At 70.5% G+C, this 22,391-nt stretch carries 24 protein-coding genes; 11 read left to right on the top strand and 13 right to left on the bottom strand.

From position 1 onward, the window contains the following. Positions 1 to 4: 4 nt before the first annotated feature. The 5 genes from ACAM58_RS14705 to ACAM58_RS14725 are packed head-to-tail and all read left to right on the top strand — an operon-like array spanning position 5 to position 4,366. The gene (locus ACAM58_RS14705) at positions 5 to 880 is read left to right on the top strand and encodes a DUF58 domain-containing protein (RefSeq protein WP_012748148.1); all 876 of its coding nucleotides are present in this window, start codon (positions 5 to 7) and stop codon (positions 878 to 880) included. Then, positions 877 to 1,803 (top strand): hypothetical protein, encoded by a 927-nt coding sequence (locus ACAM58_RS14710; RefSeq protein ID WP_012748149.1) that lies wholly within the window; start codon positions 877 to 879, stop codon positions 1,801 to 1,803. Before ACAM58_RS14705 ends, ACAM58_RS14710 begins: the two co-directional genes overlap by 4 nt. A gap of 15 nt (positions 1,804 to 1,818) precedes the next feature. After that, positions 1,819 to 2,823 carry a vWA domain-containing protein gene (locus ACAM58_RS14715; RefSeq protein ID WP_012748150.1) on the top strand — a complete coding sequence of 335 codons (1,005 nt, stop codon included), beginning with the start codon at positions 1,819 to 1,821 and terminating at the stop codon, positions 2,821 to 2,823. Then, positions 2,820 to 3,371, top strand: coding sequence for an MxaK-like protein (locus ACAM58_RS14720; RefSeq protein WP_012748151.1), 552 nt, complete (start codon positions 2,820 to 2,822; stop codon positions 3,369 to 3,371). The genes ACAM58_RS14715 and ACAM58_RS14720 overlap by 4 nt, the downstream gene beginning before the upstream one ends. Continuing rightward, a complete protein-coding gene (locus ACAM58_RS14725; RefSeq protein ID WP_012748152.1) occupies positions 3,368 to 4,366 on the top strand; it encodes a VWA domain-containing protein in 999 nt (332 codons plus the stop codon). Before ACAM58_RS14720 ends, ACAM58_RS14725 begins: the two co-directional genes overlap by 4 nt. On the opposite strand, the gene pqqE is transcribed toward ACAM58_RS14725, so the two are convergent. From pqqE to pqqA, 5 genes are all read right to left on the bottom strand, one after another. Then, the gene (gene pqqE, locus ACAM58_RS14730; protein ID WP_012748153.1) at positions 4,350 to 5,507 is read right to left on the bottom strand and encodes a pyrroloquinoline quinone biosynthesis protein PqqE; all 1,158 of its coding nucleotides are present in this window, start codon (positions 5,505 to 5,507) and stop codon (positions 4,350 to 4,352) included. The genes ACAM58_RS14725 and pqqE overlap by 17 nt on opposite strands. Next, entirely contained in the window at positions 5,504 to 5,797 is a 294-nt protein-coding gene (gene pqqD, locus ACAM58_RS14735; RefSeq protein ID WP_012748154.1) for a pyrroloquinoline quinone biosynthesis peptide chaperone PqqD, read from the bottom strand. The genes pqqE and pqqD overlap by 4 nt, the downstream gene beginning before the upstream one ends. Continuing rightward, on the bottom strand, positions 5,794 to 6,558 hold the full coding sequence (pqqC, locus tag ACAM58_RS14740; RefSeq protein ID WP_012748155.1) for a pyrroloquinoline-quinone synthase PqqC: 765 nt from the start codon (positions 6,556 to 6,558) through the stop codon (positions 5,794 to 5,796). The genes pqqD and pqqC overlap by 4 nt, the downstream gene beginning before the upstream one ends. Positions 6,559 to 6,577: 19 nt before the next feature. Further along, positions 6,578 to 7,501: a pyrroloquinoline quinone biosynthesis protein PqqB gene (gene pqqB / locus ACAM58_RS14745; protein WP_012748156.1), complete on the bottom strand. Its 924-nt coding sequence runs from the start codon at positions 7,499 to 7,501 to the stop codon at positions 6,578 to 6,580. A gap of 82 nt (positions 7,502 to 7,583) precedes the next feature. Then, on the bottom strand, positions 7,584 to 7,658 hold the full coding sequence (gene pqqA, locus ACAM58_RS14750) for a pyrroloquinoline quinone precursor peptide PqqA (protein ID WP_010100094.1): 75 nt from the start codon (positions 7,656 to 7,658) through the stop codon (positions 7,584 to 7,586). Between the two features lie 171 nt (positions 7,659 to 7,829). Between pqqA and ACAM58_RS14755 the strand changes: the two genes are divergently transcribed. From ACAM58_RS14755 to ACAM58_RS14765, 3 genes are read left to right on the top strand one after another with little or no spacing between them, the layout of a single operon-like run. Beyond that, entirely contained in the window at positions 7,830 to 8,819 is a 990-nt protein-coding gene (locus ACAM58_RS14755; protein ID WP_012748157.1) for an alpha/beta fold hydrolase, read from the top strand. Next, the gene (locus ACAM58_RS14760) at positions 8,816 to 10,195 is read left to right on the top strand and encodes a histidine kinase (RefSeq protein WP_278880672.1); all 1,380 of its coding nucleotides are present in this window, start codon (positions 8,816 to 8,818) and stop codon (positions 10,193 to 10,195) included. Before ACAM58_RS14755 ends, ACAM58_RS14760 begins: the two co-directional genes overlap by 4 nt. Continuing rightward, on the top strand, positions 10,192 to 10,839 hold the full coding sequence (locus tag ACAM58_RS14765; RefSeq protein WP_012748159.1) for a response regulator transcription factor: 648 nt from the start codon (positions 10,192 to 10,194) through the stop codon (positions 10,837 to 10,839). Before ACAM58_RS14760 ends, ACAM58_RS14765 begins: the two co-directional genes overlap by 4 nt. Here ACAM58_RS14765 and ACAM58_RS14770 read toward each other — a convergent pair whose 3' ends face one another. The 8 genes from ACAM58_RS14770 to ACAM58_RS14805 form a co-directional block, all read right to left on the bottom strand. Further along, entirely contained in the window at positions 10,840 to 11,508 is a 669-nt protein-coding gene (locus tag ACAM58_RS14770; RefSeq protein WP_012748160.1) for an HAD family phosphatase, read from the bottom strand. Between the two features lie 37 nt (positions 11,509 to 11,545). Beyond that, positions 11,546 to 13,438 carry a chorismate-binding protein gene (locus ACAM58_RS14775; RefSeq protein ID WP_012748161.1) on the bottom strand — a complete coding sequence of 631 codons (1,893 nt, stop codon included), beginning with the start codon at positions 13,436 to 13,438 and terminating at the stop codon, positions 11,546 to 11,548. A 2-nt stretch (positions 13,439 to 13,440) separates the two neighbouring features. Continuing rightward, positions 13,441 to 13,974: a formaldehyde-activating enzyme gene (gene fae / locus ACAM58_RS14780; protein WP_012748162.1), complete on the bottom strand. Its 534-nt coding sequence runs from the start codon at positions 13,972 to 13,974 to the stop codon at positions 13,441 to 13,443. A 44-nt stretch (positions 13,975 to 14,018) separates the two neighbouring features. Next, positions 14,019 to 14,849 (bottom strand): formylmethanofuran dehydrogenase subunit C, encoded by an 831-nt coding sequence (locus tag ACAM58_RS14785; RefSeq protein ID WP_369663067.1) that lies wholly within the window; start codon positions 14,847 to 14,849, stop codon positions 14,019 to 14,021. After that, positions 14,846 to 15,799: a formylmethanofuran--tetrahydromethanopterin N-formyltransferase gene (gene fhcD, locus ACAM58_RS14790; protein WP_012748164.1), complete on the bottom strand. Its 954-nt coding sequence runs from the start codon at positions 15,797 to 15,799 to the stop codon at positions 14,846 to 14,848. The genes ACAM58_RS14785 and fhcD overlap by 4 nt, the downstream gene beginning before the upstream one ends. Further along, positions 15,796 to 17,481, bottom strand: coding sequence for a formylmethanofuran dehydrogenase subunit A (locus ACAM58_RS14795; RefSeq protein ID WP_012748165.1), 1,686 nt, complete (start codon positions 17,479 to 17,481; stop codon positions 15,796 to 15,798). The genes fhcD and ACAM58_RS14795 overlap by 4 nt, the downstream gene beginning before the upstream one ends. After that, positions 17,478 to 18,710 (bottom strand): formylmethanofuran dehydrogenase subunit B, encoded by a 1,233-nt coding sequence (locus tag ACAM58_RS14800; RefSeq protein ID WP_012748166.1) that lies wholly within the window; start codon positions 18,708 to 18,710, stop codon positions 17,478 to 17,480. The genes ACAM58_RS14795 and ACAM58_RS14800 overlap by 4 nt, the downstream gene beginning before the upstream one ends. Positions 18,711 to 18,942: 232 nt before the next feature. Continuing rightward, the gene (locus tag ACAM58_RS14805) at positions 18,943 to 19,668 is read right to left on the bottom strand and encodes a HisA/HisF-related TIM barrel protein (protein WP_012748167.1); all 726 of its coding nucleotides are present in this window, start codon (positions 19,666 to 19,668) and stop codon (positions 18,943 to 18,945) included. 38 nt (positions 19,669 to 19,706) lie between these two features. Here ACAM58_RS14805 and ACAM58_RS14810 point away from each other — a divergent pair, with 38 nt between their 5' ends. Genes ACAM58_RS14810 through ACAM58_RS14820 form a run of 3 tightly spaced genes read left to right on the top strand, consistent with a single transcriptional unit; the run spans position 19,707 to position 22,385 of the window. Then, positions 19,707 to 20,699 (top strand): ATP-grasp domain-containing protein, encoded by a 993-nt coding sequence (locus ACAM58_RS14810; RefSeq protein ID WP_012748168.1) that lies wholly within the window; start codon positions 19,707 to 19,709, stop codon positions 20,697 to 20,699. Further along, a complete protein-coding gene (locus ACAM58_RS14815) occupies positions 20,680 to 21,786 on the top strand; it encodes a hydantoinase/oxoprolinase family protein (protein WP_041945523.1) in 1,107 nt (368 codons plus the stop codon). Before ACAM58_RS14810 ends, ACAM58_RS14815 begins: the two co-directional genes overlap by 20 nt. Continuing rightward, positions 21,786 to 22,385: an aspartate kinase gene (locus ACAM58_RS14820; protein ID WP_124958051.1), complete on the top strand. Its 600-nt coding sequence runs from the start codon at positions 21,786 to 21,788 to the stop codon at positions 22,383 to 22,385. Before ACAM58_RS14815 ends, ACAM58_RS14820 begins: the two co-directional genes overlap by 1 nt. Positions 22,386 to 22,391 lie beyond the last annotated feature (6 nt).

A 22,391-nucleotide genomic window follows, 5' to 3' on the forward strand; every position in this document is an offset into this window, starting at 1 on the left:
TGCCATGGACCGCGTCGACGAATTCCACTACCAGCTGCCGCGCCGCTTCGGCGGCTGGCGCCCTGGCGCGCAGCGCGGCCTGAGCCAGGGCAGCGGGCAGGAATTTGCCGCGCACCGGCGGCTGTTCGACCACCCCGACCCGCGCCGCATCGACCTGCGCGCGAGCCTGCGCGAGGGCCGCGGCGACTGGCTGGTGCGCATCCACCGGCTGCGCGTGGCGATTCCGGTGCACGTGGTGGTCGACGTGTCGGCCTCGATGCATTTCGGCGCCGAGCGGCGCAAGCTCGACGTGGTGGCCGACCTGGTCGAGGCGCTGGGCTACAGCGCGTTTCGCGCCGGCGACACCGTCGGCCTGCTGGCCTTCGACCAGCGCGAGCGCGAAGATCTTTTCGTGCCCGCGCGCCACAGCCGCGGCAACGGCAGCCTGATGGCGCGGATGCTGCGCGAATGCGATGCGGCTTCCGGCGCACCGCCCACGGACGACAGCGCCCTCTCGGGCCTGCGCCGCGCCACCGAGCGGCTGGTGGGCCGCGGCGGGCTGGTGTTTCTCGCGTCCGACTTCCACTGGCCGATCGGCGCGCTCGGCGAGCTGCTCGAACAGTTCTCGCCCGCTTGCGTCGTTCCGCTGGTGGTCTGGGACCCGGCCGAAATCGAACCGCCCGATGCCCGCGCGCTGGTCGCCCTGCGCGACGCCGAGACCGGCGCGCGGCGCAGCCTGTGGATGCGCGATTCGCTGCGCACGCGGTGGCGCGAATCGGTCGCGGTGCGCCGCGCTGAACTCACGGCGCTGTTCAACGCGCACGGCATGCCGCCCTTTCACCTGCAGGGCCGCTTCGAGGCCGAGGCGCTCACGCGCTATTTCCTGGAGACGGCGGCATGAGCCTCGTTCATGCCGCTGTACTGGCGCTGGTGCTGGCCGCCGTGCCCGCCGGTTCTGCGCGCGCCGCCGATCCCGCCACACCCGCCACACCCGCCGCAGCCGCGACCACAGCCGCCACCATCGAGCAGCCGCGCAGCTTCGGCCATGTGCTCGGCGACGTGCTCACGCAGCGCGTGCTGCTCGAACACCAGGGCCGGCCGATCGAGCCCGGCGCGCTGCCCACCGCGGCGCGCATCGATCTCTGGCTCGAACGCAGGCCGTCGCGCATCGAGACCGATGCGCAGGGCAAGCGCTGGCTCGCCGTCGAATACCAGGTCATCAACGCCCCGCGCGCGCTGGCCGCCATCTCGCTGCCGGCCCTGACGATCGCCACTGCCTCGGGCCCCGCGCTCGCGCTGCCGGCCTGGCCGGTGAGCATTGGGCCGCTGGCGCCGGCGGAAGCCTTCGGCCAGGGCGACCTGCAGCCGCTGCGGCCGGACCGCCCGGTCGCGGCACTTGCGACCTACCCCATCGAACAGCATCTGAAGTTCTCGCTGCTTGCGCTGCTCGCGGTGCTGCTGGCCTGGCTCGCCTGGTGGGCCTGGCGCAACATGCGCGAAGCGCAGCAGCTTCCGTTCGCGCATGCCTGGCGCGAACTCAAGCGCATCGACGACCCCGCGAGCCCCGAGGCATGGCGCGTACTGCACCGCGCGCTCAACCGGAGCGCCGGCCGCGTCGTGCACGGCGCCAGCCTGCCGCAGCTGCTGGCCGACGCACCCTACCTGCGCCCGCTGCAGCCGCGGCTGGAAGATTTCTATCGCGAGTCGACCCGGCGCTTCTTCTTCGCCGAAAGCACGGCCGCACCGGCCGAGGCCCAGGCCGCCTATCCGCTCAAGCCGCTGTGCCGCGCGCTGCGCAACGCGGAAAAACGCCACCGGCATTGACCGGCGGACAAAGCCATGCGCTTCGACCTCGCCCAGCCCTGGATGCTCGCGCTGCTGCCGCTTGCGCTGCTGCCGCTCTTGCGCAAGCGAAGCGACACGCTGGGTTTTTCGTATGTGGCCTGGCTGCCGGCTGACCGCGTCGGCCGCCTGGTCGGCTTTCTGTGGCGCGCGTTCGCGGTCGGCGCCTTGGCCTTCACAGTGCTCGGGCTCGCGGGGCCGGGGCAGTCGGGCGCGGTGGTCGAGCGCGCCGGGCGCGGCGCCGAGGTGCTGATCCTGATGGACCGCAGCAGCAGCATGGATGCGACGGTGCACACCAACGGCCTCAAGACCGCGGGCCGCATGTCGCAGGAGCCCAAGGCCAAGGTCGTGCGCGACCTGCTGAGCGAATTCGTCGCCAAGCGGCCGGACAACCGCTTTGCGTTCATGACCTTCAGCACGGTGCCGATCGCGGTGGTGCCGTTCACGCAGAAGGCCGACACCGTGCAGGCTGCGCTTGCCGCCACCGCCATCGGCCGCGGCCTGCCCGAAACCCGCATGGGCTTGGCGCTGCTCGCGGCCATCGAGGAGTTCGAGGGCCGCAGCTATTCGGGCAGCCGCGTGATCCTGATCGTTTCGGACGGCGGGGCCCAGCTCGACGAGCCGACGCGCCAGCGCGTCCACGCCGGCCTCGCGCGCGAGAAGATCGGCCTGTACTGGATCTACGTGCGCAGCGGCCCCAATTCGCCCAACCTCAACACCGAAACGGTCTCGGCCTACGGCCTCGGCGAGGAACTGGCCCTGCACCAGTTCTTCAAGACGTTGAGCACGCCCTACCGGCTCTACCAGGTGGACGATTCCAATGCCATGGCCGCCGCCATGGCCGAGATCGACCGGCAGCAGAACTTCCCGCTCACCATCCACGAGCGGGTGCCGCGGCGCGACCACGGCGCGGCGTTCTACCTGGCAGCCATGCTGTGCTGCGCGGGCCTGCTCGCCTGCCGCGCCGTGCAGCTGCAGAGCTGGCGGAAAGAAACTTCATGAAGCGACGCACGGTTCACCTGGTTTTCGGCGTGCTGAGCCTGTGCTGCGTGGGCGTGGCGCTGGAGCGCGGGCTGCGGCTGCGCCAGACGATGCACCTCAACACCGAGATCGCGCGCATCGCCGCCGCGCCGGTCGGCAAGGACGCGGCGGCTGCGCCGATCTCGGCGCCGCGCGAACTGCAATTGGCCCAGGCGCTGGCGCTCTCGAAGGCCGGCGCGCACGACGCCGCGCTCAAGGGCTACGCGAGCCTGATCCAGGCCGGTGAGCGCGACCCGGTCGCGCGGCAGGCGCTGTTCAACCTGGGCAACATGTACCTGCGCCAAGGCATGGCGCAGGAGGCCGGTGCGCTGCCGCTGTTCGAGCTCGGCAAGCAGCGGCTGCGCGACCTGCTGCGCGCCGCGCCCGAGGACTGGGACGCGCGCTACAACCTGGAGCGCGCACTGCGGCTCGCGCCTGAGGACCAGGAAGCCTTCTCGGCCGAGCAGCAGCCGGCGCACGAGCAGCGCCGCGTGCGGGTGCCGGGCTTCGTTGCCGGGGACCTGCCGTGAAACCGCCGCTGCCGCAGCAGTGGCACGCCGCCTGGCGGCGCATCGGCGGCAGCACCGGCAGCTGGCCGCTGGTGCTCGCCCTGCTGCTGCTGGCGCTCGCGGTCTGGCCGCCGCGCGTGCAGCTGCAGCGGCCGGTGTTCAACTGGCAGGTCAGCTTCGACATCACGCAAAGCATGAATGTCGAGGATGTGGAGCTCGACCACGCGGCCGTGAGCCGCCTCACCCTCGCGCGCGCCGCCATGCGCGAGGTGCTGGGCGCATTGCCCTGCGGCTCCAAGGTGGGCTGGAGCGTTTTCGCGGACTACCGCTCGGTGGTGATCCTTTCGCCGGTCGAGGTCTGCAGCCACTATGAAGAACTGCTGGCTTCGCTCGAACGCATCGACGGCCGCATGCGCTGGGCCAACGCCAGCAACGTGAGCAAGGGCGTGACCTGGGCCGTGCGCGGCGCCCGCAGCGTGGGGCCCGACACGCATTTCGTCTTCATCAGCGACGGGCAGGAATCGCCGCCGCTGCGCATCAACGAGACACCGCCGATGACGGACATCAAGCCCGGCGAGGTCCAGGGCTGGCTGATCGGCGTGGGCGGCGACGTGCCGATGCCGATTCCCAAGACCGGCAGCAACGGCGAGCCCGCCGGCTACTGGCGCGCCGACGAGGTGGTGCAGGGCTCGGCCATCGGCAGCGCGCTGAACCACGAACATCTTTCCGAGCTGCGGCAGGACCATCTGCGTGCGCTGGCCGAACTGGTCGGCGTGAACTACCGGCGACTGAACACGCCCGAGGCCCTGAAGACCGCCATGCTGGACCGCCGCTACGCCCAGTATCAGCCGGCGGATACGGACCTGCGGTGGATTCCCGCGCTGCTGGCGCTGCTGCTGCTGGCGTGGCGCTTCGCGCCGGATCTGGGCTGGCTGCGTGCGCGGCGCCCAGTGAAGCGAAAAGAAAAGGCCACCGATCGCGGCGCCGCGCCGCGCGGCCTCACGCGTCCGGCGTGACGAGCGCCACGGAGGAAAGCCGCCGCGAATTGGCGGGATCGCGGAACACCAGCGGATGCTCCGTCGGCGCCGCCGGGTCGCGCGCGGCCGCACGCTCCACCGCCTCGACCACGCGGTGGTGGTCCGGGCTCTTCGCGCACACCGGATCGGCCGCGGCCGCGTCCTGCGCCAGCAGGTAGGACTGGCAGCGGCAGCCGCCCAGGTCCTGCTCGCGCTGGTCGCAGCTCGCGCAGGGCTCCTTCATCCAGCCGGTGCCGCGGTAGCGGTTGAAGCCTTCCGAATCGAACCAGATCTCCCGCAGGCTGTGCGCCTTCACGTTCGGGAATTCGAGGCCCGGCAGCATCTTGGCCGTGTGGCAAGGCAGCGCGGTGCCGTCGGGCGCCACGGTGAGGAACATGCTGCCCCAGCCGTTCACGCATTTCTTGGCCTTGCCCTCGTGGTAGTCGGGCGCCACAAAGAAGATGCGCATGCGCTCGCCGAGCCGCTTGCGCCAGGCATCGGTCACCTCCTCCGCATGGCGCAGTTGCTCGTGCGTGGGCAGCAGCTGGTCGCGGTTGACGAAGGCCCAGGAATAGTACTGGGTGTTGGCAAGCTCGAGGTACTCGGCCCCCATCTCGTGCGCCATCTCGATGATGCGGTCGATGTGGTCGATGTTCATGCGGTGGATCACCACGTTCAGCACCATCGGCCAGCCCTGGTCCTTGATGATCTTCGCCACCCGGTTCTTGAGCTCGAAGGTCTTGGTGTGCGAGAGGAAGTCGTTCATCTCGCGCGTCGAGTCCTGGAACGACAGCTGCACGTGGTCCAGGCCCGCGGCCTTGAGCGCGGCGGCGCGCTGCGCCGTGAGGCCCACGCCCGAGGTCAGCAGGTTGGTGTAGTAGCCCAGGCGCGCGGCCTCGGCAATGATGATCTCGAGGTCGTCGCGCAGCAGCGGCTCGCCGCCCGAGAGGCCGCACTGCACCGCGCCGAGCTCGCGGCCTTCGCGCAGCACGCGCAGCCAGTCCTCGGTGCCCAGTTCGTTCTCCTGCTGCGCGAAGTCGACCGGGTTGAAGCAGAACACGCAATGCAGCGGGCAGCGGTAGGTCAGCTCGGCCAGCAGCCACAGCGGCGGTCCGGGGCGCGGCGGCGCGGCGGTGGTCATGCGGGGTCCCAGCGCAGCCAGTTCTGCTGCGCCGCCATTTCGACGAAGCCGCGCACCTCGGGTTCAAGCCCGGTGGTGTCGAAGGCCTGCTCCAGGTCGGCCACGATGGCGGCGACGCTGCGCTCGCCGTCGCAGCGCTTCATGATCTCGCCCGCGCTGCCGTTGAGCCGCACCATGCCCTCGGGGTAGAGCAGCACATGGCATTCCTGCGCCGGCTCCCACTGCAGGCGGAAGCCGGGGCCGACGCGGGGTTTGCTTTCGGCGCTGAGCATGGTCGTGTTCGCGGTCATGCGCCGTTCACGCCGTAGCGCGTCGCCATCGCGTCGTTCATGGCCCACAGGATGTCGAGCTTGAACTGCAGCACCTCGAGCGCGCGCTCCTGCAGCGCGCGGGTGTCGAAATGGTCGAGCGTGATCGCCAGGCCCTGCTCCACGTCGCGCCGCGCCTGGCTCACGCGGTTGCGGAAGTAGCCGAGGCCCGCCGGCTCGATCCACGCATAGTGCTCGGGCCAGGTGGCCAGGCGCTGCTTGTGGATCTCGGGCGCGAACAGCTCGGTGAGCGAGGAGCACACGGCCTCCTGCCAGGGCGCGCGGCGCGCGAAGTTCACGTAGGCATCGACCGCGAAGCGCACCGCGGGCACCACGTGGCGCAGGTCGCGCACTTCTTCGCGCGTGAGCCCCACGGCCTCGGCCAGCCGCAGCCAGGCTTCGACGCCGCCTTCGTCCTTGATGCCGCCGAGCTCGAAGCCATCGTGGTCGAGGATGCGCTGCACCCAGCCGCGGCGCACCTGCTGGTCGGGGCAGTTCGAGAGCACGGCCGCGTCCTTGATGGGGATCGCGATCTGGTAGTAGAAGCGGTTCGCCACCCAGCCGCGGATCTGTTCGGGCGTGGCCCGGCCGCTGTTGAGCATGACGTTGAACGGATGGTGGATGTGATAGCTGCGGCCGCGCTCGCGCAGCTTGGCTTCGAATTCCTCGCGGCTCCATGCCGGGCCGGCTTTCTCGCTGCCTGTGGCCGGGCGCGGTGAATCTTGGATCCTGTCGGCGTGCATGGCGGGCTCGGTGCCTTTTTCAGAGTTGGATCGTCATCCCGTCCTCGCAGGGCTCGATGCCTGCGCGCCGCAGCGCCGCATGCTCATCGGAATCTTCGTCGAGGATGGGGTTGGTGTTGTTGATGTGGATCAGCATGCGCCGCGCGGTGGTGGCGGGCAGCTTCGACAGCCATTCGATCATGCCGCCCTCGCCCGACTGCGGCAGGTGGCCGATCTCGCGCGCGCGCTTGCTGCTCACGCCCAGGCGAACCATCTCGTCGTCGGTCCAGAAGGTGCCGTCGACCATGACCGCGTCGGCGCTGGCCATGGCGTCGAACACGGGCGGCGTGATGGCGCCGAGGCCCGGCGCGTAGAACAGGCTCTTGCCGCTCCTGCGGTCGAGGATGGTCACGCCGATGTTGTCGCCCGGCACCTGCTGCTCGCGGTGCGGCGAGTACGGCGCGGCCTTGCCGGTGAGCGCCATCGCGCGGAAGACGAGGCCGGGCACGCCGGGCACCTCGAAGGAATTGCCGCCCGGCGTGATCGCGTGGCGCGCCACGCCGCAGTAGTGCGACAGCACGCGCAGCACGGGATTACCCTCGCTCAGGTCTTCGGCCACCGGGTCGGTGCACCACAGCGGCAGCGGCGTGCCGCGCTCGCGCAGCATGAAGAGGCCGGTGGCATGGTCGACCTGCCCGTCGATCAGCACCACGCCGGCGATGGCTGTGTCGCGCATCGCGCGTGCGGGCTGCAGGATGGGGCTGCTGCGGATCTGCTCCAGGATGTCGGGCGATGCGTTGAACAGCACGCCGTCCTCGCCCTCGTCGGGGCGCACGAAGATCGACGACTGCGTGCGCGGCTTGGCGCGCACCGTGCCGCTGCGCACGCCGGCGCAGTTGGGACAGTTGCAGTTCCACTGCGGAAAGCCGCCGCCAGCGGCCGAGCCCAGGACGGTGATGCGCATCGGGAGATGAAAAAAGGGAAAACGGAAGGTCTCTAAACAACCCGCCCCGGGAGTACCGGGGCGGGTTGCGGCGAGGCGCAGCTCAACGAGCGCTGACGTACATCGTGATCTCGAAGCCGAAGCGAAGATCGGTGGCCGTCGGGGTTTCCCACTTCATAGGGTGTCTCCTGCAAGGTTGCACAGCGCCACGTGGCGGCTGCGGGAACTTCGTGTGCTCCGGTACCCATCTTGAACCCATGCACCGGCCAGACCCAGCCATGAAATCATGATTCGCACTTCATGATTTTCATGAATAGCGGCTACAGGGCCACCGCGTACCATCGCCCTCGTGCTTCCCAACGGCCTGTACCCCGAATCTCCTCCCTGGCGCACCCACGCATTGGAGGTGCCGCATGGCCATGTGCTGCATGTAGAAGAAGGTGGCAACCCGGAAGGCATCTGCGCCGTGGTCCTGCACGGCGGGCCCGGCTCGGGCAGCTCGCCGCTGCTGCGGCGCTTCTTCGATCCGGCGCGCTACCGCGTGATCAGCATCGACCAGCGCGGCGCCGGTCGAAGCCGCCCGCGCGGCGCGACGGTGCACAACCGCACGGCCGACCTGCTCGACGACCTGCGCCGCGTGCGCGAGCAACTCGGCGTGCCGCGCTGGCTGGTGGTCGGCGGCTCGTGGGGCGCCACGCTGGCGCTGGCCCATGCGGCCTTCGAGCCACAAGCGGTGGCGGCGCTGCTGCTGCGCGCGGTGTTCCTGCCGAGCGCCGAAGAGATCGACACCTTCTTCCAGGACAGCGCCGGCCGCGCACCCGCCGCCTGGGCGCGCTTCGCGTCGGTGGCACCGGCCGGCGAGCGCCATGACATGCTGGGTTTCCTGGCCCGCGGGCTGCAGCAAGCGCCGGCCGATGGCGTCCACCAGCTCGCGCTCGCCTGGTGGCGCTGGGAGCAGACGCTGGCGCGCGGCGCGGGCGCCGCAACCGGCGAGCCGCCGACCGACGAACCCGAGCGCGAAACGCTCGACGCACAGGTCGACCGCTACCGCGTGCAGAGCCACTACCTGCTGCACCGCTGCTGGCTCGATGCGCCCCCGCTGCTGGACCGCCTGGCCGCGCTGCCGCGCGTGCCCACCCTGCTGCTGCATTCGCGCGACGACCGCATCTGCGCGCCGCAGGGCGCACAGGCCGTGCACGACCGCATTCCGCACAGCCTGCTGCAATGGATCGACGGCGCGGGCCACGACCCCACGCACCCGGCCATGGCCTCCGCCATGGTCGCCGCGCTCGACAGCTACGCGCAGCACGGCCATTTCGGCAACGCATCCGCACCATGACGCTGCGCCTGAAGATCAACCTGATCGTCAGCCTGCTGACGATGCTGTTCGTCGCGGCCATGCTCGCGCTGCAGATGCGCGCCATGCGCGAATCGGTGCACGAGGAAGTCGTTGCGGCCAACCGCGTGGCCGCGCAGCTGCTGAACCGCACCGCCTGGCTCTACGCGGCCCAGGGCACGCCGGCCATGCTGTCGTTCCTGCAGGGCGTCGGCCGTGTGCGCTCCAACGACATCACGCTGCTCGACACCGAGGAGCGCGTGCTGTACAGCTCGCCGACCTCGGTCTACAAGGCGGGCCGCGATGCGCCCGACTGGTTCGACCGCCTCGTCTCGCCGCCGCCGTCGCAAATGTCGATTGCCTTTCCCGGGGGCAAGCTGATGGTGAGTTCCAACGCGTCGCGCGCCGTGCTCGACGCGTGGGACGACTTCGTGCTGCTGACGCTCAGTGCGCTGGGCCTGCTGGCGATCGTCAACGCGGGCGTGTTCTGGCTCGTGGGCCGCGCGACGCGCCCGTTCGCGGACATCGTGCATGCACTGAACCAGCTCGAGAGCGGGCGCTTCGATGTTTCCCTGCGCGCCCTGCCCGGCACCGAGGCGGCGGCCATCGGCGCCGCCTTCAACCGCATGGTCGGCATGCTGCAGCAGCACATCGAGACCGAGCGGCGCGCCGTGCGCGCCGAGAGCCGCCTGTCCGAAAGCCGCGAGCTGGGCCGCTGGGTCGACCAGAAGATCGAGCAGGAGCGCCGTCTCATTGCCCGCGAACTGCACGACGAGCTGGGCCAGTCGGTCACCGCGATGCGCAGCATGGCGCTGTCGATCGCGCAGCGCGTGCAGGCGCTCGATCCGCAGTCCGAGCAGGCGGCGCGGCTGATCGCAGAGGAATCGGGGCGGCTCTACACGGCCATGCACGGCATGATCCCGCGCCTGACGCCGCTGGTGCTCGACAAGTTCGGCCTGGTGGCCGCGCTCGAGGACCTGGTCGAGCGAACCCGCAACAGCCATGGCGGCGTGCAGGTCGAGTGGCACCTGGAGATCGAACTCGACCGCCTGCGGCTCGACACCGACACCGCGCTGGTGCTGTACCGCGCCGCGCAGGAAGGCATCACCAACGCGCTGCGCCATGGCGAGGCGCAGCGCATCGTGCTGGCCCTGCAGGGCGACGAGCAGACGGTGAAGCTCACGCTGACCGACGACGGGCGCGGCCTGCCCGGCCCTGATGCCGCCAGGGAAACCAGCACAGGGCACTATGGCCTGCGTTGGCTGGCCGAGCGCATCGACAGCCTGGGCGGCGACCTGCGCCTTGAACCCGCCGCGCCCAGCGGCGCCCAATTGACGGTGCGCCTGCCCTTGCCGGCGGCCACCGCGGAGAACACATGACCCAGGCGACTCAGCCGATTCGAGTGATGCTGGTGGACGACCATGCGCTGGTGCGCATGGGCTTTCGCATGCTGCTGGCCGATGCGCAGATCGAGGTGGCGGCCGAGGCCGACACCGGCGAGCAGGCCTGCCAGGACTACCCGCAGGTGCGGCCCGACGTGGTGGTGATGGACCTGTCGATGCCCGGCATGGGCGGCCTGGAGGCGCTGCGCCGCCTGCTGGCGCACGACCCCAAGGCGCGCGTGCTGGCGCTGTCGGCGCACGAGGACACGATCCATCCGCGCCGCGTGCTGCGCGCCGGCGCACTCGGCTACCTGGCCAAGCGCAGTGCGCCCGATGCGCTGATTGCCGCGGTGAAGGCCGTGGCGCGCGGCGACCGCTACATCGACGCCAACACCGCGCAGGCGCTGGCCACGGCGCAGATCGAGGGCGAGGCCAACCCGGCCGACCTGCTCAGCGAGCGCGAGTTCTCGGTCTTCATCCAGCTCGCGCGCGGCATGACGGTGGCACAGATTGCCAGCACGCTGAACCTTTCGCTCAGCACGGTGGGCTCGCACCTGTACCGCGTCAAGCAGAAGCTGGGCGCCACCAACCAGGCGGAACTCACCTGGGTGGCGCTGCGCTGGGGGCTGATCCAGGTCTAGCTAGCCGCCGGGCGGCGTCCGTTCGATGATCGGCCAGCCGGCCTCGACGGCCCGCGCGCGCAGGCGATCGTCGGGCGCCACCGCCACCGGATCGGACACGGCACCCAGCAACGGCAGGTCGCTGGCCGAATCGGAATAGAACCACGATTGCTCGAGTGCATCGAGCCGCGTGCCGCGCGTGGCGAGCCACTGGTTCACATGCATCAGCTTGTGCACGCCGTAGCACGGGTCGCCGTCGATGGCGCCATCGACCGTGTCGTCGATCACCAGCGAGCGCGTCGCCAGCACGTCGGCCACGCCGAACAGGCGGCCGAAGGGCTCGGCGATGAAGCGGGTGGTGGCGGTCACGATGGCGCAGACGTGGCCCGCGTCCTGGTGGCGACGCACCAGCGCACGCATCGGCTCGGGCACCCGCGGCGCGATCTCGGCTTCGAACTCCGCCGCCCACTGGCGCAGCGCGGCCATGCCGAAGCTTGCGAGCGGCGCGACGCTCGCGCGATGCAGCTCGCGGATGTCCAGCGTGCCGTCCACGTACTGCTGGCAGTAGCCCAGGTAGACCGTCTCGGCATCGGCCGGCAGCACGCCGCGCGCCACCAGGAAGCGCGTCCAGGCCATGCCGCTGTCGAACGGAATCAGCGTGTGGTCCAGGTCGAACAGCGCCAGCTTCATCGGCAAGCCCGGTCGAGCGAGGCGCGGGCCCGGCTTCTCAAGCGGCGGCCGCCTCGTGCGGCTGCGCTTGCTGAACCAGCCGCGCCGGCAGTACGCCGCGCAGCGCATTGCATACCACGAGCTTCTGCGCGGCCTCCAGGTCTTCACGGGACAGGCTGCGTTCGGTGGCCTCCCAGATCGAGTCTTCGATCAGCACGCCGCGCATCACGCCGGGCAGCGCGCCATCGGAAACGGGCGGCGTCCACCAGCGTCCGCCGATGCGCGCGAACACCGTGCTGCGCCCGCCTTCGACAAGTCGGCCGTCTTCGGTGAAGAACAGGCTGTCGAAGGCGCCGGCGCGTTCGGCCGCGCGCACGCCGGCGTCGAAGTGCTGGCGCACGGTGGTCTTGTGGGCCGCCAGCGGGTTCGCATTGGGCAGCCGCTGGTCGGCGATCAGCAGCTTCACTGCGCCCGGCGGCAAGGGCGGCAGCGGCGAATGCGTGATGCCGATGCGCCCGCCGTGCGCCAGCGCGAGCCGCAGGCGCGAAGGCTGGCCCGGTGCGAGCGCGGGCAAGGCCTCCCGCAGCGCCTGCATCGCGGCATCGCGGTCGAGCCGGAAGCCCAGCGCGCGTGCGCTGTGCGCCAGCCGCGCCAGGTGCCGGTCCAGGTAGCGGATGCCCTCACCGGGCGTGGCCAGCATGGTCTCGAACAGCTCGAAGCCCGGATCGAGTGCGGTGAGAAAGCGTGCCTTGAGCAGGCACTCCTCGAATTCGTCGGCCGCAACGCTGTCCTGCACGATGCCCGCGCCAATGCCCAGCCGCAGCGGCCGCAGGCCCTTCTGCTGCGCGCCCAGCGTGAGGGTGCGGATGGCGACCGACAGGCAGAAGTCGCCGATGGCCGCGCCCTCCGCGGGCGCATCGATCCAGCCGATCGCGCCGCAGTAGAGGCCGCGCGGCGTGCTCTCGAGTTCGCCGATCCATTCCATGGTGCGGTGCTTGGGCGCACCCGTGATGGAGCCGCAGGGGAACACCGCGCGCAGCAGTTCGGGCATGCCGACGCCGGCGCGCAGCCGCGCCTCTACGGTCGATGTCATCTGGAACACCGTGGCATAGGGCTCGATGGCAAAGAGCGTCGGCACCTTGACGGAACCGATCTGCGCCACGCGGCCGATGTCGTTGCGCAGCAGGTCGACGATCATCACGTTCTCGGCGCGGTTCTTGGTGTCGACCGAGAGCAGGCGCGCCCTTTCGCTGTCGCCCTCGGGCGCATCGGCGCGGGCCGCGGTGCCCTTCATCGGCCGCGCGGTGAGCACGCCCGCATCGTGGCGCAGGAAGAGTTCGGGCGAGCACGAGAGCACGTGGGTGGCCTCGCCCTCCCCCGCCTTTGAATTGCTTTCGGGCAGGGCGATCAGCGCGCCGTAGGCCACGGGCTGGCGTTCGCGCAGGCGCCGGTACAGCGCCACGGGCGAGCCATAGCCCTGGCCGTGCAGCCGGTAGGTGAAGTTGACCTGGTAGGTCTCGCCCGCGGCGATGGCGCCGTGAATGCGCGCGATGGCCTCGGTGAAGGCCGGCGCGTCGATGCTGGGCAGCAGGTCCATCACGCCGACGGGCTGCGGCGGGTTGGCCTCGCTCGCCTCGAGCTGCTCCAGCCAGCTGGCAACCTCGTCCGCCGAAAGCATGGCGCAGTCGCGGAACATCAGCACGCGCAGCGCCGAGGCATCGTCGGTCGCAAGCCGTGCATGCCCCGCGCGCTGCAGCCTGGCGCCCCATTCGTAGTCGGCCAGCAGCACCGCGTGCAGGCCCTGCCGCAGGTCGGCATCGACGCGCGCCCAGGCCGCATCGAGCTCGGCCGGATCCGCGCAGCGGTGCTCGCGCACGAAGCCGGTGTGCAGCCGGCTGGTGGGCCGCGCGGGCGTCGAGCCGCAGTCGTCGAGGAGCGCGAACGAAGGCAAGGTCAGCTCCAGTCGTCCATGTCGTGCTTGATGCGGTGGCGGTTGGCAATCAGCTCGTCCACCGACGGCTCGTTGTTCAGCGCGCGCCGGATCGCGAGCTTGGTGGCTTCGTAGTTGGTGCGGTACATGTCTTTCTTGTCGAGGTTCTGGTCCTTGGCGCAGCGCGGATCGATCCACACCAGGCTGATGATGCACAGCGAGTTGGCATGTTCCCGGGGAATGATGCCATCGATCAGGCAGTCGACCACCGCATCGGCGGTTGCGCTTTGCACCACGCCGCCGAACAGGTCGATGTTGGCCGCGTCCTTCAGCGTGACCTTGGGCACCATGATGGTCGCGGGCCGCACGAGCTGGTTGCAGGCGCGGATCGCGAACATCGCGGTGTGGCCCTTGCTCTGCGCCATCATGTTGGCAAAGGCCTGGCCCACGGGGCCATCGGTCGCGCCGATCAGGATCTCGGGCATGGCGTCGGTGAACTGGCCTTCCTTGGCAAGGACGGTGGCTTCGCCGGCGTGGAAAAGATAGGGATGCGTCATGGAAAGGAATTCAGGAGTGGTTTGAAAAAAAGGGCCGGGACGGGTCACGGGCACAGGATGAGTTCGCCCTTGCCATCGGCTGAAAGATCGCCCAGGTGGCGTTCGATGCGGTGTGCGGGCAAGGCCGCAAAAGCTCCGCCGTGCCGCGCGAGATCGCGCGCGAGCAGGGCCCAGAACACCGGCGTTGCGGTGGGGTTCGGCACAAAGGTCAACGCCGCCTCGATGCCCGCCGGCAGCGCCGCGCCCGGCGCTGCAAAAACGATGCTGCCGCGGCGCATGCCGTAGCCCGCATGCGCGCCGGCCTTGCCGCCGACGGCGATCGTGCCCGCCACCATGCGCGAGCCCAAGAACGCGCCCGCATCGCCATGGACAATCGCGGACCCGCGGCGCATGCGGTCGCCGAAGCGCTCGCCCGCATGGCCATGGACCACGAGGGTGCCGCCGCGCATGCCGTCCATGCTGCCGGGCAAGGTGCTGGCCGCGAAGTCGCCGACGTCGCCCTTCACGTCGATGCGGCCGCCCGCCATTTCGCAGGCGGCCAGCAGGCCGGCACTGCCATCGATCTGCAGCGCGCCGCCGCGCATGCAGCCGCCGGCATAGTGGCCCGCATCGCCCTCGACGCGGATGCTCCCGCCGTCCATCTGCCAGCCGATGCGGTCGAAGCGCCCGAGATCGCCTTCGAAGCGAAGTGTGCCCTCCTCCGTCCCGGGCGCAACATCGAACAGCTCGGCCAGCGCCAGCATCGCGTTGCCATGGCCCACGCGCAGCTGCCCGACCTGCGCAGCCGAGAGTTCCGCGACCGCGGCCGGCGTGATGCCGCGCAGATCGACGCGCAGCGCGGGCGCCTGCCGCAGCCTGAAGTGCCAACCGCTCATGGCGCGTCTCCCGCCGCGCCCAGCAGCTTGTGCAGGTGGAAATGGAACGGCCCCAGCTTGCCGCCGTAGTTGCCGGCCGAAATGCGCAGCAGGCCGCCCGCCGGGCCGATGGCAATGGCCGCTTCCATGCCCACGCGCATGGCGGCGCCCACGTCGGCCTCGGTCAGGCCGTCGATCACGATCTCCATCACGCAGCCGATCTCCTGTGCGGAAGTTCCGCCCGCCAGTTCGCTGTGCGCCACCAGCCCGACGAGGCTCGGGCAGAAGGCATCGTTGGTCGAGGCGTTGAGGTTCGCATAGCGGCTGCCGACCTTCGAGCCCGAGCGCACCACGCCGCCCGGGAACGGCATCACCACGTTGGGCAGCCGCTTCATTGCCGCCACGGCGGCCTCGGCGGCGGCCAGCGCGGCATCGGTATCGCGCGCCAGCAGCAGCAGGTTGCCGCCGCCCACGGCCTTCACCACGGGCGTGTCTTCCTCCGCGACGAATTCGCCGTCCATCACCGGCACGCGCCAGTAGCGCACGCCGTCGATCACCTTCGAGATCTGCCAGCCATCGCCGAAGAAGCGCAGGTTCTTGCCGAGCGCGGCCACGTCGCTGCCTGGTGCGCCGCGCGGCAGGCCCGCGAACACCGCGGTGGTCGGACAGGTCAGCACGCACTGGCCGACGCGGCGCTCAAGCTGCTTGCCGAGCTCCTTGCCCGACATCGAGAAGATCAGCACGCTCACGCCGGGCCGGCCATCGGGCGATTCGTCCGGCAAGATCTCGCGCTCGATGCCGGCCTCGCAGCCGCAGGCGATCACCGAGGTCGCGAAGCCGGTGGCCGACACCGCCGCATGGCGCGCCCACGCCATGTTGTGCGCCGTGACGAGGATGCGCGTGGCCTTCATCGGAAAGGCCTCGGCAAAAGTTTCGTCGATGACGACGCCGTTGCGCTCCAGGGCCTTCACGACGACGACTCCTTGAAGCACTCGGCCGGCAGCAGGCGCCCGCCGTTGCAGCATTGGCACAGCTCGTCGTGGCCGATGGCGATGTGGTCGAAGTTGACCGAACCCTGCGCCGCAAGATGCCGGCGCAGCCGCTTCTCGATGCCGCGGTCGTAGTCCGGCGCGACGAAGTGCGTGCCGCCCACCGGCGCCGCCGTGACGCGGCCCGCGCGCGAGACCAGCACGCCGTCCTTGAACACGTATTCGGGCGTCGCGAACATGGCCTCGCGGTCGGCGTTCTCGCGGTACACCGCAATGTCGGCCGCGGCGCCCGCGCCCAGATGGCCGCGGTCGCGCAGGCCCAGCAGCCGCGCGGGGCCGGCGCGGGTCATGATCGCGATCTCATACAGCGAGAGCTCGCGCGTGATCGAGCGCAGCGCGGCCTGCGCCGCCACTTCGGGATGCAGCTTGGCAAGCTGCTCCTCGCGGAAGCTGCGGTCCATCAACAGGCGGATCAGGTGCGGATAGCTCGTGAACGGGCCGCCGTTGGGGTGGTCGGTAGTCAGCACCACGCGCCACGGATCGTCGACCAGCAGGAAGATCTCCAGCCCGATGACCCACTGCAGCGCATTCACGTAGCTCTGCTCGCGGTAGCGGAACGGCACCACGCCGCAGCCGGCCTCGCACTCGATGTCGGCGCCGATCCACTTGCGCGGATCGGCCAGGCCCGACTGCGCATGCTGGCGCATGGTGTCGCCCGAGGCGGTGACGGTCTGGCCGAACATGATCTGGCCGACGTCGATGCTGACGTTCTTGTTGGCGTTCACCACCTCCGCGAGCTGCAGCGCGGCCGAGGAGAATTTCTTCGGCCCCTCGGTGCCATAGGCGTGGAACTGGATGTGCGTCAGGTGCCCGGGCAGGCCATCGAGCGCGGCGATGGTGTCGAGCGTGGACTGGATGTTGCCGGCCACGCCCAGGTTGCTGCCGTGGATGTGCAGCGGATGCGGCACGCCAAGCTCGCGCAGCGCGCGCGCCAGCGTGTGCACCACCTGCCGCGGCGTGACCTGCCAGTGCACGTGGTTCTCGTCGACGTCGAGCTTGCGCTGGTTGAACTTGAAGGCCGAGATGCCGCCCGGGTTCACCACCTTCACGCCCATCGCCTTGCTGGCGTTGATGGTCCAGCCCGCGTAGTCGCGGATACGCTCGAAGTCCCAGCCCTCGGCCAGCATGCGCAAGAACAGCTCGTCGTTGCCGAGCATCACGTAGGCGCCGTGGTCGAGGATCGGCGTGTCGCCCATCTCCATGTGCGCGTGGCGCGCGTTGCAGGCCATCATGGCCGGCTCGAAGGCCGCCGTGTAGCCCATCTCGACATAGCGGTAGCCGGTGGCCAGCGTGCCCGGCGTGCAGGTGCCGCACGAGGCCAGCTCGAGCACGTTGTCGGGCAGCGCAATGGGGTTCGCGTTGGCGCGGTGGTCTTCGGGCAGCAGCATGCGCGCGAGGTTGACCTTGCCGCCGCCGATGTGGGTGTGCATGTCGATGCCGCCGGCCATCACGATGCAGCCGCCGATGTCGATCTCCTCGGTGGCGGCTTCGTTCGGCGCGAGCTCGACCATGCGGCCATCGCGCACGTACAGGTCGCGCACCTCGTCGCGGCCGTTCGCGGGATCGATGACGCGGCCGCCGCGCAGGCGCAGTGTCGCCGTCATTGCACGCGCCCCTTCTTCAGCGCCTGCACCGCCTGCGTCAGGCGCCGGACCACCTCGGCCACGCTCGGCAGCCCGTCCTCGTACACGGGCCGCAGCGGCAGCAGCACCGAACCGTCGGTGCGGAACAGATGGCCCGCGGAGCCGATGCCGGATGTGGACACGGGAATGAACACCAGCTCGTGCGCATCCTGAGCCGCGCGCATTGCCGGATGGCCGAGCACGATGCGCGGCACGCCTGCAGCGGGCGGCGCGGGCTCGGGGCCGTAGCTCGACACCCACAGCAGCGTGTCGGCTGCGCCATCGGCCAGCAGGCGCCCGGCATCGAAGCACAGCGGCTCATGCTCCAGGCCCAGCGGCCCGGCGCGCGAACGCAGCGGCAGGCCCGAGAGCCAGGCGAACACCTGGTTCACGGTGGAGGCGCCGTCGCCGCCGCCCAGCGGCAGCGAGGCCGCGCGCGTGCTTCGGTTGAGCGTGGCGACGATGCGCTGGATCGCCTCGACGATCAGCGCGCCCTGCGCCGGCAGCCGGCCCGATTCATACACCAGCACCGCATAGCGCGCCGCCTGCAGCCGCGCCGAAAGCGCCGAAAGCGCCGCCAGGCCGGCCGGCACGCGGGCATCGTCTTTCGAAACACGGCCCGCTACGAGCGCCGCGAGCAGCGCCACGGTGTCGAACAGATCGCCGTGCAGCGGCAGCGTTTCCACGGCCACGCCCTGCCGCTCCCCCACGCCGATGCGGCGGAAGAACTCCGGATAGTGCGCCGCCGGCTCCTCGGTCATGCAGACGACCAGGTCGGCCCGCGTCCTTGCTTCCGCCAGGGTGGTGCTGAAGCCGCCGCGGTCCTGCAGCGCGCGCAGGCCATGCATCAGCGCCTGCCCCTGGGCCGGGTCGCAGATGGCGCCGGTTTCGCAGGCCAACGCATAGAGCGCCCTGGCGCCCGCGACATCGGTGCCGAGGCCGCCGAACAGGGGCTGGCGGCTGGCCGCGAGCAGCGAGGCGGCCTTGCCGATCGCCGTGTCCAGGTCGCAGTCCTGGCCGCCGGCCCGGGGCTGCGCCGCGCCGGCTGCGGCATCGAAGTTGGCGAGCGCCTTGCGCGCGCGCGGGCAGTCGCTGCCCACGAGCTTGAGCGGCGTGCCCACCTCCACGCCGAAGGTGTCGCACAGCAGGGGGCAAAAGGGGCAGGTCCAGGGGGCATTGCCGGGCGGCGCGGCAGTGTCGGGTTGATTCATGGGCAGGCCACCACGCAAGCCATGTGCCATTCACCCGAAGGGCCGCCTCGCCTTGGGACGGCGCCCTGTTGACACACACGAAGTGAGACAGAGTGTTGCGCTTTTGGCGGTCAATGCGTGCCGGCAGGGGCCGGCGGCAGTGCAAGCGAGCCCGCCGGTGGATGGCACGGTTCGTGTGTACAGCGGGCTGATGGCACGCCTCACCCACCCTCGTCGCACCGGCTTCGGCAGATCAGCGGCGCACGCGTGGCAATTGCAGGTCGTGCAGCGCGCTGGCCACCAGCCAGGCATCGGCACCGGCCGCACTCGCGCGCGCCAGGTCGTCCTCGCTGCGGATGCCGCCGGCACCAATCACCATGGCGCCCGGCGCCAGGCGCCTCACCTCCTGCAGCGTTTCCAGGTCCGGGCCGGCGCCGGAGCCGACGCGCTCCAGCGTCATCACGATCAGCCGCTTCGGCCACAGTTCCACCGCGTCCCAGCAGCCGGCAGCATCGAGCCGCTGGCCATCGCGCCGGTCCAGCGACAGCGCAGCCCCGGCGCCATCGCCGGCAATGGCCTCGAAACAGCGCGCCAGCGCCTCGCGCGAACGCAGCGATTCGCTGCCGAACACCAGCACGATGCGAGGCGCGTACGGCGCCAGCTGCTCGCGCAGCGCCTGGCCGGCCGATGCATCCGCCAAGCCGGCATCCAGCCACAGCTCGATGCCCGGCAGCGCCTGCAGCAGATCGGCCAGCACACCGGTCTGCACCGCCCCGCCCTGCAGGGCGTCGAGGTCGGCCACGTACAGCTGGCGCGCCGCGCAGTGTTCGCACAGGATGCGCGCCACCGTCACCGGATCGCTGCTGGCGCACAGCGCCGACACGATCGGCCGGTAGGCCTTGCGATCGCCGCGCACGGCCCGCACCACCTGGCCCTTCAGCAGGTCGACGACAGGGATCAGGTTCAGTTCGGAAGTCATGGAAAAGATGGGGAAGAGCCCGGAAAGTGGATGATGAAATGACCCAACGCGTTTTTATTTACGAGTATCTCAGCGGCGGCGGATGGAGCGACTACGGCGACGACGCCGCAGCCGACGAGCTGCTGCCGCTGGGCCTGTCGATGCGCGATGCCATGGTGGCGGACCTGGTGCGCGCCGCCGATTGTTCGGTTTCCGCGGCGGTCTGCGAACCGGGGAACACCCTGCCTGCAGGAGCCGTGCCAGTGCGGCCCCACGCCAACGAATCGGCCTTCGACTTCGTCGCGCGGCAGAGTGCGCTGCACGACCTGGTGTGGCTGGTGGCGCCCGAGACGGACGGCCTGCTCGCGCGCTTCCAGCGCACGGTGGGCGATGCGCGCTGGCTCGGCTGCAGTGCTGAAGCCATCGAGCTCACGGCCGGCAAGAAGGCCACGCTCGCGCACCTGGCCGCCCACGGCGTGCAGACGCCGCTGGCCTTTGTCGATGCGCCCGACATCGCGCGCTGGGTGGTCAAGCCCGACGATGGCGCCGGCGGCGTGGCCACCCATGTGCACGCCCGCCACGCCGACGCGCTCGACGACCAGGCCACGCGCACGCAGGCCGGCGCCACCTTGACGCTCGAGCCCTGGATCGAGGGCGAAGCCCTGAGCCTCTCGCTGCTGTGCACGGAGCAGAATGCCGAAATGCTGAGCATCAACCGCCAATGCATTTCGATCGATGCGCACGGCAGGCTGTCGTTCGATGGCGTGAACGTCGATGCGGTGGGCCGCGGCGACCCGCGCCGGCATGACCTGGCTGCACTGGCCATGCAGGTGGCGCGCGCCATCCCCGGGCTGCGCGGCTTTGCGGGCATCGACCTGGTCTGGCATCCGCAGCATGGGCCAGTCGTGATCGAAGTCAATCCGCGCGTCACCTGCGCCTATGTCGGGCTCTCGGCGGCGCTGGGCCGCAACCTCGCGGCGGAGCTGCTGGCGGACCGCCTGCACGGCGGCGGCACTCATCAAGAACGGGAACTTGCGCGTGCCGTCGCCTGAACGCACCACCATCGGCTGGGACATCGGCGGCGCCCATGTCAAGGCCTGCCTGCTGCAAGGCGGCGAGGTGGTCGACGTGGCACAGTGGGGCTGTCCGCTCTGGCAGGGCCTCGACCATCTGGCGCGTGCGCTGCAGGCCGCAAGCACGCGCTGGCCCATGCTTGCCTCCGCACAGCATGCCGTCACCATGACGGGTGAGATGGTCGACCTGTTTCCCGACCGCGAAGCCGGCGTGCGCGGCATTGCCGCGGCACTGGCGGCCGCGCTGCCCACGCGGCCGGGCGCGCTGCATTTCTTTGCCGGCGATGCAGGCTGGTGCACGGCCACGGACGTGGAACGGCACTGGGAGCACATCGCCTCGGCCAACTGGCTCGCGACCGCGCGGCATGCCGCGCTCGTGTTCCCCGAGGGCGTGCTGGTCGACATCGGCAGCACCACCACCGACCTGATCGCCTTCGGCAACCAGCGCGTGCTGACCACCAGCCGCACCGACGCCGAGCGCCTGGTGAGTGGCGAGCTCGCCTACCACGGCGTGGTGCGCACGCCGGTGTGCGCGTTGACCCAGCGCATCGAATGGCGCGGCCAGGCAAGTCACGTGATGAACGAGTTCTTCGCCACCACGGCCGACGTCTATCGCCTGTGCGGCGAGCTCGACCCGGCGCACGACCTGCACCCCAGCGCCGACAACGCAGCCAAGAGCCTGCCGGCCACGCGCCAGCGCCTCGCGCGCATGGTGGGGCTGGACGAGCGCGATGCATCCGCTGAAGAATGGCTGGAGCTCGCACGCGCCTGGCGCGCGGCGCAGGTCGAGGCCATCGGTGCGCAGTTGCGCCGCGTGCTGGCGGCGCATGCGCTCTCGCGCGATGCCGTGGTGGTGAGCGCAGGATGCGGCGCCTTCCTGGTGCCCGGCCTGGCCGCCGTCGCCGCGGAGGGCGAAGGCGCGGGGGCCGTGCCGCGCCGCTTCGCCGCCTATGGCAGCGACGTGGCAAACGTCGCCCGCCATGCGCCCGCGGGCACCGCCGGCTGGGCGCAGGTGTGCGCACCGAGCGTGGCGGTGGCCGCGCTGTTCGAGAGGGAGCACGACTGATGTGGGTGGTCAAGATTGGCGGCAGCCTCTGTGCCGACCCGGTGCTGCCGCAGTGGCTCGATCTGCTCACGCAGATCGGCGGCGGCCGCGTCACGGTGGTCTGCGGCGGCGGCACCTTCGCAGACGAAGTGCGGCGCGTGCAGGCGCACTGGCAGTTCAACGACCTGGCCGCGCACAACATGGCAGTGCTCGCCATGGCCCAGACGGCCTACCAGCTGCATGCGCTGAACCCGGCGCTGCAGTTGGCTGCGCGCAAGACCGAAATCCCCGACCTTCTGCGGCGCGGAAAAACCGCGCTGTGGCTGCCGCTCGAGCTGCGGCGCGACAAGCCGGACGGCCGCACCAGCTGGGACGCCACGTCCGACACCATCGCGCTCGACCTTGCCAAGCATCTCAATGCCGAGCAGCTGGTGCTGGTGAAGTCGTGCACCATCGATCCGCAGATGACGCTCAATGAGCTGGGCGACGCCGGCGTGGTCGACCAGCAGTTTGCCGAACGCTCCGGCGATGCGGCGTTTCCGATCACCCTGCTCCACAAGAACCAGCTCGCGACCATGCGTGCGTTGCTGCTGGGCGAGGCGACCTTCGCCCCGCGCTGAGCGGGC

This window comes from Variovorax sp. V116, from assembly GCF_041154435.1.
Taxonomy (GTDB): domain Bacteria; phylum Pseudomonadota; class Gammaproteobacteria; order Burkholderiales; family Burkholderiaceae_C; genus Variovorax; species Variovorax paradoxus.